The following is a 13,093-nucleotide window of genomic DNA, read 5'->3' on the forward strand; positions in this document are numbered from 1 at the left end:
ACCCCGGGGGACAGAGCGATGAGCGGGACGGGCGTAACCATGGATGTGACCGAGAGCGATGCGCAGCAGACACTGCATCGCGTATTCGGGTACGAGTCGTTCCGCGGCGAGCAGGGTGCCGTCATCGAGCATGTGGTGGCGGGCGGTGACGCGGTCGTGCTCATGCCGACCGGTGGCGGCAAGTCCCTCTGCTACCAGATCCCGGCGCTGGTCAGGCCCGGCACCGGCATCGTCGTCTCGCCGCTGATCGCCCTCATGCAGGACCAGGTGGACGCCCTGCGGGCGCTCGGGGTGCGGGCCGGCTTCGTCAACTCCACGCAGGACTTCGACGAGCGGCGCTCGATGGAGGCGCAGTTCCTCGCGGGCGAGCTGGACCTGCTGTATCTGGCACCGGAGCGGCTGCGCCTGGACTCCACGCTCTCGCTGCTCGCCCGGGGCGAGATCTCGGTCTTCGCGATCGACGAGGCGCACTGCGTGGCCCAGTGGGGCCACGACTTCCGCCCGGACTACCTGGCCCTGTCCGTGCTGGGCGAGCGCTGGCCCGATGTCCCGCGGATCGCGCTGACGGCCACGGCGACCGACGCCACGCACCGGGAGATCACCCAGCGCCTGGGGATGCCCGACGCGAAGCACTTCGTCGCCAGCTTCGACCGGCCCAACATCCAGTACCGGGTCGTGCCGAAGGCCGACCCGAAGAAGCAGCTGCTGACGTTCCTCAAGGAGGAGCACGACGGGGACGCGGGCATCGTCTACTGCCTCTCGCGCAACTCCACCGAGAAGACCGCCGAGTATCTCTGCCGCAACGGCATCGAGGCCGTGGCGTACCACGCGGGACTGGACGCCGGGACGCGCGCCGTCAACCAGGCGCGCTTCCTCCGCGAGGAGGGCCTGGTCGTCGTCGCGACCATCGCCTTCGGCATGGGCATCGACAAGCCGGACGTCCGCTTCGTCGCCCACCTCGACCTGCCGAAGTCCGTCGAGGGGTATTACCAGGAGACCGGCCGCGCGGGCCGCGACGGTGCGCCCTCCACGGCGTGGATGGCCTACGGCCTCCAGGACGTCGTCCAGCAGCGCAAGCTCATCCAGGGCGGGGAGGGCGACGAGGCGTTCCGCCGCCGGGCGGCCTCCCACCTGGACTCCATGCTGGCCCTGTGCGAGACGGTGCAGTGCCGCCGGGCCCAGCTGCTGACGTACTTCGGCCAGGAGCCCACGGCGGAGTCCTGCGGCAACTGCGACACCTGCCTCACCCCGCCCGAGACCTGGGACGGCACGGTGGTCGCACAGAAGCTGCTGTCCACGGTGGTGCGGCTGAAGCGGGAGCGCGGGCAGAAGTTCGGCGCGGGCCAGATCATCGACATCCTGCTGGGCCGCAAGACCGCGAAGATCATCCAGTTCGACCACGACCAGCTGTCGGTCTTCGGCATCGGCGAGGAGCTGGCCGAGGCCGAGTGGCGGGGTGTGGTGCGCCAGCTGCTGGCCCAGGGGCTGCTCGCCGTCGAGGGCGAGTACGGCACGCTGGTGCTCACCGAGGAGAGTGCCACGGTGCTCGGCCGGGAGCGCGAGGTGCTGCTGCGCAAGGAGCCCAAGAAGCCCACGTCCCGGTCCATGAAGGGCGAGCGCACCTCGAAGTCGGCGGCCGCCGTCGCGGAGCTGCCCGAGTCGGCCGTCCCGGTCTTCGAGGCGCTGCGCGCCTGGCGCGGCGCGACGGCGAAGGAGCAGGGCGTCCCGGCGTACGTCATCTTCCACGACGCGACGCTGCGGGAGATCGCCGCGCTGCGGCCCGGCTCACTGGCGGAGCTGGGCGGCATCAGCGGCCTCGGCGAGAAGAAGCTGGCGACGTACGGGGAAGGGGTGCTGGCCGTGCTCGCGGAGCTGGGTCCGGCACCGGAGCGGCCCGAGTCCGAGACCGAGTCCCCGGCCGCGGCACCCGCGGCGGTACCGGCTCCGGCTGCCGCACGGACCCCGGCTCCGGCACGGACCCGGGCCGCCGCGCCGGTGGCCCGCCCGTCCGCTGCCCGCCCGTCCGCCCCGGACAGTGACCCGGAGTTCGGCTGGGACGAGGAACCGCCCGAGTACGAGTGAGCAGCGGGCGGTGACGGGAGGGCGGACAGCCCTTGGTCCAGGTCCGCCGCCCGGTGGCGAGGCGTGATCGCCATGAGGTCCAGGTCGAGGGGGAACGGCACCGACACCTTCATGCGGTCGTGGAAGATCCCCGTCGAGGTGCAGACACCGGTGGCCGGTTCCCGCTCGAAGACATGGACCACGGCCCGGCCGTCGTGGTTCTCGGCCCGCCAGTGGTGGGGGATGGCCGCACGGGCGTATGTCACGGGCTTGGTCTCCCGGTCGCGCGACCGGGATTCGGGGGGAGATCAGCGTATCCGCCGGGAAACCGGATGCGGCTCCCCCCGAGCGTGTGAGCGTCCCGCGCACCGCTGACCACCGGCCCCGCAGGACAGCCCTCAGTCGCCCCCGCCGTCCCCGCCGCTCCCTCAGTCGCCCCCGCCGTCCCCGCCGCTCCCTCCGCCGTCCCCGCCGCCGCTCCGGTTCGTCCGGTCCTGGCTCACGTTGCGGTGCACGGCGTGCGCGGCCCACTCCTCGCGGCGCAGTGTCCGCATGGCCGCCCGGCCGCGGTGGCCGTCCGCGGTCACCTCCGGTGCCAGCCCGGTCGCCGAGACCAGCGCGGCCAGCAGCCGGTCGCGGCGGTCGGGGAAGCCGGCCCGTTCGGCGGCCGTGAAGCGGTCCCGTACCCGCGCGGCATCGTCCCCGGGGCCCGCCGGGTGGCGGTGGAAGGGGAGCAGGCCGAGGAAGCGGTGGGTCTCCCTGCGCAGGATGCCGCGCTCCACCAGGGAGTCCAGATACAGCCCCCCGGTCTGCCGGGCGGCCTGCCGGATCCAGCGTTTCGCGGACACACCCGAGCCGAACGTGCTCTTCCCCGGTGCGGGCAGGCTGCGCAGGAAGACGGCCAGCAGCGGATCGGCCGGGTCCAGCGGGTTCGCCACCAGCACCCGGCCGTGCTGTTCGGTGACGCGCCCCTGGAGCTCCAGCTCGGCCAGGACCGCCCCCGCCATCCCGTACTCCAGGAAGCGGCCCCGGCACAGCGGTTTGCCCCGTCGCGGGTCCAGGGCGAGCAGCAGCAGTTCCTCGGGGAGCGTCGGCCCGGGTGGGTCCTGGGTCATGGCGCGGGAACGATCCGTCCGGTCACTTCGCCGAGCCCGACGCGCGTCCCGTCCGGACCCGGCGCCCAGGCCGTCAGCGTCACCGTGTCGCCGTCCTCCAGGAACGTCCGCTTGCCGTCGGGGAGGTCCAGCGGGTCGCGGCCGTTCCAGGTGAGTTCGAGGAGGGAGCCGCGCTGGCCCGGTTCGGCGCCGCTGACCGTGCCGGAGCCGTACAGATCACCGGTGCGCAGGGACGCCCCGTTCACCGTCATCTGCGCCAACTGCTGGGCGGCCGTCCAGTACATGGAGGAGAACGGCGGCTCGGCCACCACCTGGCCGTTGATGGCGACGGAGATCCGCAGGTCGATGCCGCCCGGCTCCTCCTCCTGCGCGTCGTCCAGGTAGGGCAGCAGCGGGAAGTCGCGGGCGGGCGGTGCGGTGCGGGCCGCGTCCAGGGCCTCCAGCGGAGTCACCCACGGCGATACGGAGGTGGCGAAGGACTTGCCGAGGAACGGGCCCAGCGGCACGTACTCCCATGCCTGGATGTCGCGCGCCGACCAGTCGTTGAGCAGCGAGAGCCCGAAGACGTGCTCGCGGAAGTCGCCGAGCGCGACCGGGGTGCCCTGAGCGGAGGGGACGCCCACGACGAAACCGACCTCGGCCTCGATGTCCAGTTTCACCGAGGGGCCGAAGACCGGTGCCGGATCGGAGGGGGCCTTGCGCTGGCCGGAGGGCCGCACCACATCCGTACCGGAGACGACGACCGTGCCGGCCCGTCCGTGGTAACCGATCGGCAGGTGCTTCCAGTTGGGCGTCAGCGCGGCACCGTCCGGGCGGAAGATCCGGCCGACGTTGGTGGCGTGGTGCTCGCTCGCGTAGAAGTCGACGTAGTCCGCCACTTCGTAGGGCAGGTGCAGCGTCACCGCGTCGACGGGGTGCAGCAGCGGCTCGATGTCCGCGCGGTGGGCCGGGACCGTCAACCAGGCGGTGAGCGCCCGGCGGACATCGCGCCAGGCGGTGCGCCCGGCCGAGAGCAGCGGCATCAGGCTGGGCCGGTCCAGCAGTCCGGCGTAGGGCGAGCCGAGCGCGTGGGCGGCGGCTCCGGCGTCCAGCACATGGCTGCCGATGCGGACGCCGACCCGGCGGTCGTCGGGGTGGTCGGGGGTGGAGAACACTCCGTACGGAAGGTTGTGCGGGCCGAAGGGATCGCCCTCGGCCAGATCGAGCGGGCTGCTCTGCTCGGGCATGTGTTGCTGCCTCGCTTTCCAGGTCGCTTGGGGGACACGTTACGTCGGGCCCCCTACCCCGCGGCAGTGCCCCAACTATGCGCAATGCCCGGAAAGTTCTGTGGGGCACCCGGAAATCCGGGTGCCCCACGCGTACCTCCGGGCGGCTTACCCCGCTGTGCGCGGAATGCGCTTCTCCCAGGTGCGGTGGAAGACGACCTCGCCGCCGTCCTTGCAGACCACCTCGTTGGACGTGATGAAGTCGTCCGCGTCCGCGCTGATCTCGGAGCGCGTCTCGATCCGCACGTCCCAGGCCATCTCCGGCCGGTGCAGCCGGATCGTCCAGTCGGAGCGGGTCCGGGCGGAGAGCGGGTCGTTCTCCTGGATCGTGTAGGTCTCGACCGCGTCCTCGGTGAATTCGAGGCCGTCCGGGTAGACCCGGGTGCCGCCGTAACGCGGGTCGACCTCCATCCGCCATTCGCCCTTGGCGACATCGCGGACCACCAGCCGCTCGGGGCGCTGCTCGTCGAGGGTCACCGGATAGACGACGCCCAGCGGTTCGGACTGCTCCGGTGCGCCGAAGGTGATCGCGGGGTCCTCCGTGTGGCGGCGCACCGGGAGTTCGACGAAGCTGCCGTCCGCGTCGAGGGTGAAGCCCGCCGAGCCGGCCTGCGGCCAGATCCAGGGCCAGTACGAGGAGGAGATCGCGATCCTGATCCGGTGGCCGGGCGGGAAGGTGTGCCCGATGCCGTTCAGCTCGAAGGTCACGTCCTCGCTCTCGCCGACGGGCCAGTCGTCGCAGCGGTCGCGCCCGTGGCGGGCCGAGAAGTTGAGCACGCCGCGGGTGACCAGGGTGGAGGAGCCGTCCGGGGCCACGTCGCAGAGCCGGGCGATGGCCTGGCCGCGCGGTACGTCCATCCGGACCCGGAGCTTCACCCGGGGGCGGCCCAGGATCTCGATGGGGGAGTCCTCGACGGGGAACTCGAACGACACCGACTTGGCGTCCTCGTCGCGCTGGTCGGGCGGCAGGTCGGCATCGTTGCCGAACGGGAAGAAGCGGCCCGCGTCCACCCCGGTCTGCTGCGGCGAGCGCACGATCCGCTCGCCGCCCTGGAGGGCGTACGCGACCGGCGCCACGTTCTCCGAGGGCCAGCTCGCGTCGCCGACCCAGCGGCCGGGCAGCGTCTCGTACACCGTGGCGGGCGGGTGCGAGCCGCTGATCCAGGACCGCAGCAGCGGCTCCCGCATCACTCCGGTGTCCTTGTTCTTGAGGTGCTGGTCCCACCAGCGCAGCGTCTCCTGGAGGAAGCCGATCGCCGGCCCCGGCGGCAGCCCCCGGTCCGGGTACTGGTGCGACCACGGTCCGATCAGCCCGCGCACCCGGCCGGGGTCCAGGTGCTCGACGAGCCGCAGCACGGTGTCGCGGTACGGGTCGTGCCAGCCGCCCACCGCGAGGACGTTCGCCTTGATGGCGCCGTAGTCCTCGCAGACGCTGCCGTGCCTCCAGTAGTCGTCGCGGGTCTGGTGGGCCAGCCAGGTGTGGATGAAGGGGTCGACGGCCTCCAGCCGCTTGAGCCACATGGCCTTCCAGTCGTCGCCGACCTGTGCCGGGTCCGGCGGCCGGGAGACGAAGGCCAGCATCGTGGCGGCCCAGGCGTGCATGTCGACGGCGAGGACCGAGCCGCCCATGTAGTGGACGTCGTTGTCGTAGCGGTCGTCGGCCGAGCAGACGGTGACGATCGCCTTCAGCGGCTCGGGGGCGAGCGCGGCGATCTGGAGCGAGTTGAAGCCGCCCCAGGAGATGCCGAACATGCCGACCCGGCCGGAGCACCACTCCTGCTGGGCCAGCCAGTGGATGACGGCGACCCCGTCGTCCAGTTCGGTCGCGTCGTACTCGTCGCCCGGCATGCCCTCGCTGTTGCCGTGGCCGCGGACGTCGACCCGCACGGAGGCGTAGCCGTGGCCCGCGTACCAGGGGTGGCGCTGCCAGTCGCGGGGGGCCGTCCAGTCGCTGAGCCGGTAGGGCAGGTACTCCAGCAGCGCGGGGACCGGCTCGTCCGTGAGGGGCCGCCAGATCCGGGCGTACAGCTGTGTGCCGTCCGGCAGCGGAATATAGACGTCCTCGCGGAACGTCTCGTACGGGAACTCGGTGCTGATGTGCATGGCGGTACCTCAGTGGACGGGGTGCATGGTGCGCTTGAGCCAGGGGGCGGCGGCGATCATCGCCACACCGGCCACCACCGCGATCGCACCGTTGACACCGAAGTAGGCGGGGTTGGAGACCTCGCCGTACAGCTTCACGATCTGGGCCTGGATGCCGTTGGCGAGGGCCAGCGACAGGAACCACAGGGCCATCGTCTGGCTGGCGAAGGCCTTGGGGGCGAGCTTGGTGGTGGCCGACATGCCGGAGGTCTCCAGCAGGACGTCGCCGAGCCCGAGCAGCAGATACGAGCCGACGATCCACCAGGCGGCCATCTTGAACGTGTCGTCGGAGTGCCCGGACGTGGGCAGGACCATCAGCAGGAACGAGAGCCCGCCGAGGATCACCCCGAACGCGATCTTGTTGGAGGCGTGCGGCTGGCGTGGGCCCATCCGGGCCCACACGGCGGCGACCACGGGCGCCAGCGCGACCTCGAAGGCGCCGAGCGCGGAGGCGTACCAGCTGGCCGGGAAGTGGAAGCCGAAGATCTCGGTACGGGCGTTGGTCGACGCGAGCAGCATCATCGTCGAGTACGCCTGGAAGAGGATGAAGTTGAAGACGACGGACCCCAGGAACAGCACCACGTACGGACGGAGCCTGCCGCGTTCCTCGGCGGTCACCCGGGGGCTCTTGAACATGACGACGAAGTAGACGACCGGGGCGATCACCGAGATCACGGTCAGGACGTCGACGAAGCGGTCCATCGTCAGCCACCCGGCCAGCGCCAGCGCGGTGGCGAGGGCGGCGAACACGACGGCCCCGACGACGATCAGCCGCACGGCACGGCGCATCGGTCCGGGGGCGAGCGGGAACTCCGCGCCGTGCTTACGCCCGGCCAGGTGACGCCGGCCCGCCACGTACTGGATCAGGCCCAGTGTCATGCCGACGGCGGCGGCCGAGAAGCCCCAGTGCCAGCTCGCGTGGTCGCCGAGCCAGCCGGTGATCAGCGGACCGGCGAAGGCGCCGATGTTGATGCCCATGTAGTAGAGGGCGAATCCGGCGTCACGCCGCTCGTCGTCGGTGCGGTAGAGCTTGCCGACCATCGAGGCGACATTGGGCTTGAGCAGGCCCGTTCCGGCGCTGATCAGGCCCAGGCCGACCCAGGTCATGGTGTCGGTCGGCACGGCCATCGAATAGTGGCCGCAGGCGATGAGGATGCCGCCGTACAGGACGGCGCGGTACGAGCCGAGGATGCGGTCGGCCAGCCAGCCGCCGGCCACGGAGACCAGATAGACCAGGGTGCCGTAGGCGGCGGAGACGGACGCGGCGGTGCCGGCGTCCATGCCCATTCCGCCGTTCGACACCTTGTCGGCGAAGAAGAGGACCAGGATCGCCTGCATGCCCAGGAACGAGAAGCGCTCCCAGACCTCCAGGCCGGACAGGGTCATCAGGCCCCGTGGCTGCCCGAAGAAGGCGTGGTCGTCCCCGGGCGGGGGCTGGGTCGACTCGGTGTCGTTGGCGGTGTGCGACAAAGCGGTAACTCCTGATCGTATGAGCTGATCCCGAACATACCGGCGGTGGCGGGAAGGCGCCCACGGTGATCCAAAGCGGACCGGATACGCTGAGTTGAGTGATGACAGCGACACATCGACAATCCGTGTGATCGTCAGTAGACAGGAGATCCCCTCGTGACCGTCGTCGGGCCGTTCGGACTGCGCGTGCGGGACCAGGCTCTTGAGGCCGATGTCCAGACGGGTATGGCCGCTGTCGAGGCTGGGCTGCTCGAAGCGACCAAGAGCGAGGTCCCGTTCATCACGGAGGCCGCGCAGCACCTTGTACGTGCAGGGGGCAAACGTTTTCGGCCGCTGCTGGTCATGCTGGCGTCCCAGTTCGGTGACCCGGACGCGCCCGGGGTCGTTCCCTCGGCCGTGGTGGTCGAGCTGACCCATCTGGCGACGCTCTACCACGACGACGTGATGGACGAGGCGGACGTACGCCGCGGGGTGGACAGCGCCAACGTCCGCTGGGGCAACTCCGTCGCCGTCCTGACCGGCGACTTCCTCTTCGCCCGCGCCTCGCACATCCTGGCCGACCTCGGCCCGGAGGCCGTACGCATCCAGGCGGAGGCGTTCGAGCGCCTGGTCACCGGCCAGATCCTGGAGACCGCGGGCCCGCGCGACGGCCGCGACCCGGTCGACCACTACCTGGACGTCCTGAGCGGCAAGACCGGCTCGCTGGTCGCGGTGTCCGGGCGGTTCGGCGCCATGATGTCCGGTGCCGACGAGCGGGTCGTCGACATCCTCACCCAGTACGGGGAACGCCTCGGCATCGCCTTCCAGCTCGCCGACGACGTCCTCGACATCGCCTCCGACTCCCACGAGTCCGGCAAGACCCCCGGCACCGACCTGCGCGAGGGCATCTCCACGCTGCCGGTCCTGCGGCTGCGGGCGCAGGCGGCGGCCTACGGCAAGCCGGAGGACGTGGAGCTCGTCGAACTGCTGGACGGCGACCTGAGCGACGACGGCAGGCTGGCCGAGGCGCTGCGGGGGCTGCGGAGCCACCCGGCGCTGGAGCAGGCCCGTCAGGACACCGTCCGGTACGCGCAGGAGGCACGGGCCACCCTGGCGCCGCTGCCCGAGGGCTACGCCAAGTCCGCGCTGGAGGAGCTGTGCGACGCCGTGGTGCACCGGGCCGGCTGACACACCGTTCGGCCCTACCCCTACTGGACGGCCGGCCCTGGGACGCCGGTTGTCATACCGGAGCAGTAGACGGAGTTGATCCCGCGGGCTGACGCTTCGTGCCGCCCGATTTGGTCAGATGGAGAACAACCACTCCTGACCACATCGGGTGAGAATGGCGGCAGGGAGTGGATGTGAGCAACCGGACGGACGCCGCCGACCACGGAGGTAAGGCACACATGGCACCGAACGACAGCGCAGAGACCACCGGCAAGGCCACGGGCACTGTCGTGGGCCGTCGCAAGGCCGCGCGATACATCGTCCCCGTCGCGGTGGCGGGGGTGGCGGCCGCGACGATCGGGCTCGTCCCGGCCCTCGCGGACTCCGGTGACCCCGAGCTGCCGAAGATCAGCGCACAGGAACTCATCGAGAAGATCGCCGCCTCGGACGAGCAGCAGCTGTCCGGCACGCTCAAGATCAGCACCGACCTCGGTATCCCGTCCCTCGGCGGGCTCGCGGGCTCCTTCGCCCCGGGCGGCGCCGGTACGGACGGCGGCGGTTCCGCCGCTCCGGAGGACAAGCTGATGGAGCTGGCCTCCGGTACGCACACGCTGCGGGTGGCGGCCGACGGCCCCGACAAGCAGCGGCTCTCGATCCTCGGGAACGCCGCCGAGTACAGCCTCATCCACAACAAGGGCGAGGTCTGGGCGTACGACAGCAAGTCCGGCGAGGCGTACCACGCCGCGGCGGACGCCGAGCAGCAGAAGCAGAAGAAGGAGCACAGGGCGCCCGCGGGAGTGCCGACCACTCCGAAGGAGTTCGCCGAGCAGGCACTCGCGGCGGCCGGGGACACCACCTCGGTCACCGTCGACGGCACGTCGCGGGTGGCCGGGCGCGACGCGTACCAGCTGCTGATCAAGCCGAAGCAGACCGGTTCGACGGTCGCGTCGGTCCGGGTCGCGGTGGACGCGGCCAACGGCGTCCCGCTGAAGTTCACCCTCTCCGCGAACGGTGGCGGCAAGGCCGTGGTCGACGCCGGATTCACCAAGGTCGACTTCTCCCGGCCCGACGCCTCCTCGTTCTCCTTCACCCCGCCCAAGGGCGCGAAGGTGACCGAGGCGGACGACCTGAAGGATGCGGCGGAGCAGCAGGGCGGAGAGGGGAAGGCACCGGAGGGCCTCGCCGAGCTGGGCGGCCTGAAGGGCCTGGAGGGCCTGGACGGCTCACAGGGGCTGAACGTGATCGGCGAGGGCTGGACCTCGGTCGCCCAGATCAAGACCCCTGGCGGTTCGGGCCTGCCCACCGGCGGTTCGCAGGGCTCGGGCGACATTCCGGCCGAGGCCCAGGGCTTCCTGGACGCCCTGGGTGACAAGGTCACCGGGAAGTTCGGTTCGGGCACGGTCTTCAAGACCCGTCTGGTGAACGCCCTGCTGACGGACGACGGCACGGTCTACGTCGGAGCGGTGACGAAGGACGCGCTGGTGCAGGCGGCCAACGGCGCCAAGTAGGCGCCGGGGTGCTTCACTGCCCGCGGTGAACGACGCCGCCCCGCCGCGCGCACCGCGCGACGGGGCGGCCCGCCGAGCCGGGCCGGGCCGAACCGAGCTTCGAGGGGTACGCATGACCGGGACAGAGGCGGCCGCGGACGGACGGGCGACGGCCGGAGGGGTGACGGCGGCTTCCGGCGGGACGGCGGCCGGGGACGTGACCGCAGGTGACGACAGGGCTGCCGGGGATGTGACCGTCGGGAACGACAGGGCTTCCGGGGACGTGACCAGGGCTGCCGGGGATGTGGCGGCGGCAGGGGACGCGGCGGCCGTGATCGAGACCCGGGGTCTCACCAAGCGCTACCGGGGCGGCCAGCTCGCCGTCGACGGCCTCGACCTCACCGTCCCCGGCGGCAGCGTCTTCGGCTTCCTCGGCCCCAACGGCTCCGGGAAGACCACCACGATCCGGATGCTCATGGGCCTCATCGACCCGACGTCCGGCACCGCCCGTGTCCTCGGCCGTCCGATGCCGGCTGGCGCCCGTACCGTGCTCCCGCAGGTCGGCGCGCTGATCGAGGGCCCGGCCCTCTACGGCTTCCTGTCCGGCCGGGAGAACCTCGTGCGCTACGACTCCGCCGACCCGGCCGCCGACCCGCGTACCCGCCGCGCCCGCGTCGCGCACGCCCTGGACCGGGTCGGGCTCGCCGCCGCCGCGGGCAAGAAGGCCAAGGCGTACTCGCTCGGCATGAAACAGCGCCTCGGGCTCGCCGCCGCCCTGCTCCAGCCGCGCCGCCTGCTCGTCCTGGACGAGCCCACCAACGGCCTGGACCCGCAGGGCATGCGGGAGATCCGTTCCCTGATCCGGGAGCTGGCGGCCGAGGGCACCACGGTCTTCCTCTCCTCCCACCTCCTGGACGAGATCGAACAGGTCTGCACGCACGCCGCGGTGATGGCCCGCGGCCGGCTGATCGTGCAGGGGCCCGTCGGCGACCTCGCCGGCACCCGCGGCCGGCTCGCCGTCACCACCCCCGACCCGGGCGACGCCGCCCGCATCCTCAAGGAACACGGGATCACCGGCCTGAGCACCGACGGCGAGCGGCTGACCGGTGACGCCCCGCCCGGCGGCACGGAACTCGCCGACCTCAACGCCGCCCTGGTACGCGGCGGCGTCCGGGTGCGGTCCTTCGGCGTCGAACGGGCCTCGCTGGAGGACGCCTTCGTCGCACTGACCGGAGAGGGATTCGATGTCGCGGGCTGAAGCAACCGGCGTACGGGGTGAAGCGGACGGCGTACGAGGTGAAGCAACCGGCGTACGGGATGAAGGCGGCGGCGTACGGGGTGAAGGCGGCGGCGTGCGGGGCGTGAGCGTGCACCGCAACCCGCTGTGGACGTTCGGAATCCTCCGTTCCGAAGTCACCACCATCCTGCGCCGCTGGCGGACCCTCACCCTGCTCGGGGTGCTCGCCGCCGTTCCCGTACTGATCGGGATCGCGGTCCGGATCGAGACGGGCGGCGGCGACGGCGCTGACGGCGGCCCCGTGGGCGCGGCGGGCCCGGCCTTCCTCACCCAGGTCACCAACAACGGGCTCTTCCTCGTCTTCGCCGCCCTCGCCGCGACGCTCCCGGTCTTCCTCCCGATGGCCGTCGGCGTCGTCGCGGGCGACTCGATCGCGGGGGAGGCGAGCGGCGGCACCCTGCGCTATCTGCTGGTCGCCCCGGCGGGCCGGACCCGGCTGCTGCTCGCCAAGTACGCCTCCGTGCTCATCTTCTGCCTGGTCGCGACGCTGGTCGTGGCGGCATCGGCGCTGGCCGTGGGGGCGCTGCTCTTCCCCCTCGGCGAGGTCACCACGATCTCCGGGACCCGGATCGGCTTCGGCGAGGGGCTGGTGCGGGCCGGACTGATCGCGGTGGTGGTCGCGGCCTCACTCATCGGCTTCGCGGCGCTGGGCCTGTTCATCTCCACGCTGACCGGCAGCGGGATCGCGGCGATGGCGGCCACGGTCGGTGTGCTGATCACGGTGCAGATCCTGGGCTCGATCCCGCAGCTGAGCGCTCTGCACCCCTATCTCTTCCCGCACTACTGGCTGTCCTTCGCGGACCTGCTGCGCGACCCCGTCCACTGGGACGACGTCATCAAGAACCTCGGCCTGCAGGGTCTGTACGCGGCGGTGTTCGGCTCGGCGGCCTGGGCGCGTTTCACGGCCAAGGACATCACTGCCTGAGCGCGGGGCTCCGGATGCTCGATGCCGAGGCTGCACTGGCTTGTTCCGGCCGGTGCGGGCCCGTCCGTGCCGTCGGCCGGGCGAGCCGTCCCCCGATCGGCTCGTCGCGGCACGAACGGCACGAACGGTGCGGGCAAAGGGAACGACACGACACGGTACGTTCCGTTTCCGCCTGGGTATTGTTC

9 protein-coding genes and 1 pseudogene are annotated in these 13,093 nt (G+C 71.7%); 5 read left to right on the forward strand and 5 right to left on the reverse strand.

All coding sequences use genetic code 11. From position 1 onward, the window contains the following. Positions 1-39: 39 nt before the first annotated feature. Positions 40-2,082 (forward strand): DNA helicase RecQ, encoded by a 2,043-nt coding sequence (gene recQ, locus OG251_RS23650; protein ID WP_326679041.1) that lies wholly within the window; start codon positions 40-42, stop codon positions 2,080-2,082. 41 nt (positions 2,083-2,123) lie between these two features. Here recQ and OG251_RS23655 read toward each other — a convergent pair. From OG251_RS23655 to OG251_RS23675, 5 genes and pseudogenes are all read right to left on the reverse strand, one after another. Then, a pseudogene (locus OG251_RS23655) lies at positions 2,124-2,363 on the reverse strand (Uma2 family endonuclease); the annotation flags it as partial. Between the two features lie 126 nt (positions 2,364-2,489). Further along, positions 2,490-3,176: a GOLPH3/VPS74 family protein gene (locus tag OG251_RS23660; protein WP_326679042.1), complete on the reverse strand. Its 687-nt coding sequence runs from the start codon at positions 3,174-3,176 to the stop codon at positions 2,490-2,492. Further along, positions 3,173-4,402, reverse strand: coding sequence for a fumarylacetoacetase (gene fahA / locus OG251_RS23665; RefSeq protein ID WP_326679043.1), 1,230 nt, complete (start codon positions 4,400-4,402; stop codon positions 3,173-3,175). The genes OG251_RS23660 and fahA overlap by 4 nt, the downstream gene beginning before the upstream one ends. A 147-nt stretch (positions 4,403-4,549) precedes the next feature. Further along, entirely contained in the window at positions 4,550-6,544 is a 1,995-nt protein-coding gene (locus tag OG251_RS23670) for a CocE/NonD family hydrolase (RefSeq protein ID WP_326679044.1), read from the reverse strand. A 9-nt stretch (positions 6,545-6,553) separates the two neighbouring features. Further along, complete coding sequence (locus tag OG251_RS23675) at positions 6,554-8,053, reverse strand: peptide MFS transporter (RefSeq protein WP_326679045.1); 1,500 nt, start codon at positions 8,051-8,053, stop codon at positions 6,554-6,556. Between the two features lie 156 nt (positions 8,054-8,209). Here OG251_RS23675 and OG251_RS23680 point away from each other — a divergent pair, with 156 nt between their 5' ends. From OG251_RS23680 to OG251_RS23695, 4 genes are all read left to right on the forward strand, one after another. Beyond that, positions 8,210-9,220: a polyprenyl synthetase family protein gene (locus OG251_RS23680; protein WP_326679046.1), complete on the forward strand. Its 1,011-nt coding sequence runs from the start codon at positions 8,210-8,212 to the stop codon at positions 9,218-9,220. Positions 9,221-9,438: 218 nt separating this feature from the next. After that, positions 9,439-10,707, forward strand: coding sequence for a LolA family protein (locus tag OG251_RS23685; protein ID WP_326679047.1), 1,269 nt, complete (start codon positions 9,439-9,441; stop codon positions 10,705-10,707). Positions 10,708-10,819: 112 nt separating this feature from the next. After that, positions 10,820-11,944, forward strand: coding sequence for an ABC transporter ATP-binding protein (locus OG251_RS23690; protein ID WP_326679048.1), 1,125 nt, complete (start codon positions 10,820-10,822; stop codon positions 11,942-11,944). Further along, complete coding sequence (locus OG251_RS23695) at positions 11,931-12,908, forward strand: ABC transporter permease (RefSeq protein WP_326679049.1); 978 nt, start codon at positions 11,931-11,933, stop codon at positions 12,906-12,908. The genes OG251_RS23690 and OG251_RS23695 overlap by 14 nt, the downstream gene beginning before the upstream one ends. Positions 12,909-13,093: the final 185 nt, after the last annotated feature.

Origin of the sequence: Streptomyces sp. NBC_01237 (genome assembly GCF_035917275.1) — a bacterium.
GTDB lineage: Bacteria > Actinomycetota > Actinomycetes > Streptomycetales > Streptomycetaceae > Streptomyces.

What these genes read in the sequence shown, in the direction of transcription:
- OG251_RS23670 (WP_326679044.1), bottom strand. Translation starts at nt 6,544, where the DNA reads ATGCACATCAGCACCGAGTTCCCGTACGAGACGTTCCGCGAGGACGTC.
- OG251_RS23685 (WP_326679047.1), top strand. Translation starts at nt 9,439, where the DNA reads ATGGCACCGAACGACAGCGCAGAGACCACCGGCAAGGCCACGGGCACT.
- OG251_RS23695 (WP_326679049.1), top strand. Translation starts at nt 11,931, where the DNA reads ATGTCGCGGGCTGAAGCAACCGGCGTACGGGGTGAAGCGGACGGCGTA.
- fahA (WP_326679043.1), bottom strand. Translation starts at nt 4,402, where the DNA reads ATGCCCGAGCAGAGCAGCCCGCTCGATCTGGCCGAGGGCGATCCCTTC.
- OG251_RS23690 (WP_326679048.1), top strand. Translation starts at nt 10,820, where the DNA reads ATGACCGGGACAGAGGCGGCCGCGGACGGACGGGCGACGGCCGGAGGG.
- OG251_RS23660 (WP_326679042.1), bottom strand. Translation starts at nt 3,176, where the DNA reads ATGACCCAGGACCCACCCGGGCCGACGCTCCCCGAGGAACTGCTGCTG.
- recQ (WP_326679041.1), top strand. Translation starts at nt 40, where the DNA reads ATGGATGTGACCGAGAGCGATGCGCAGCAGACACTGCATCGCGTATTC.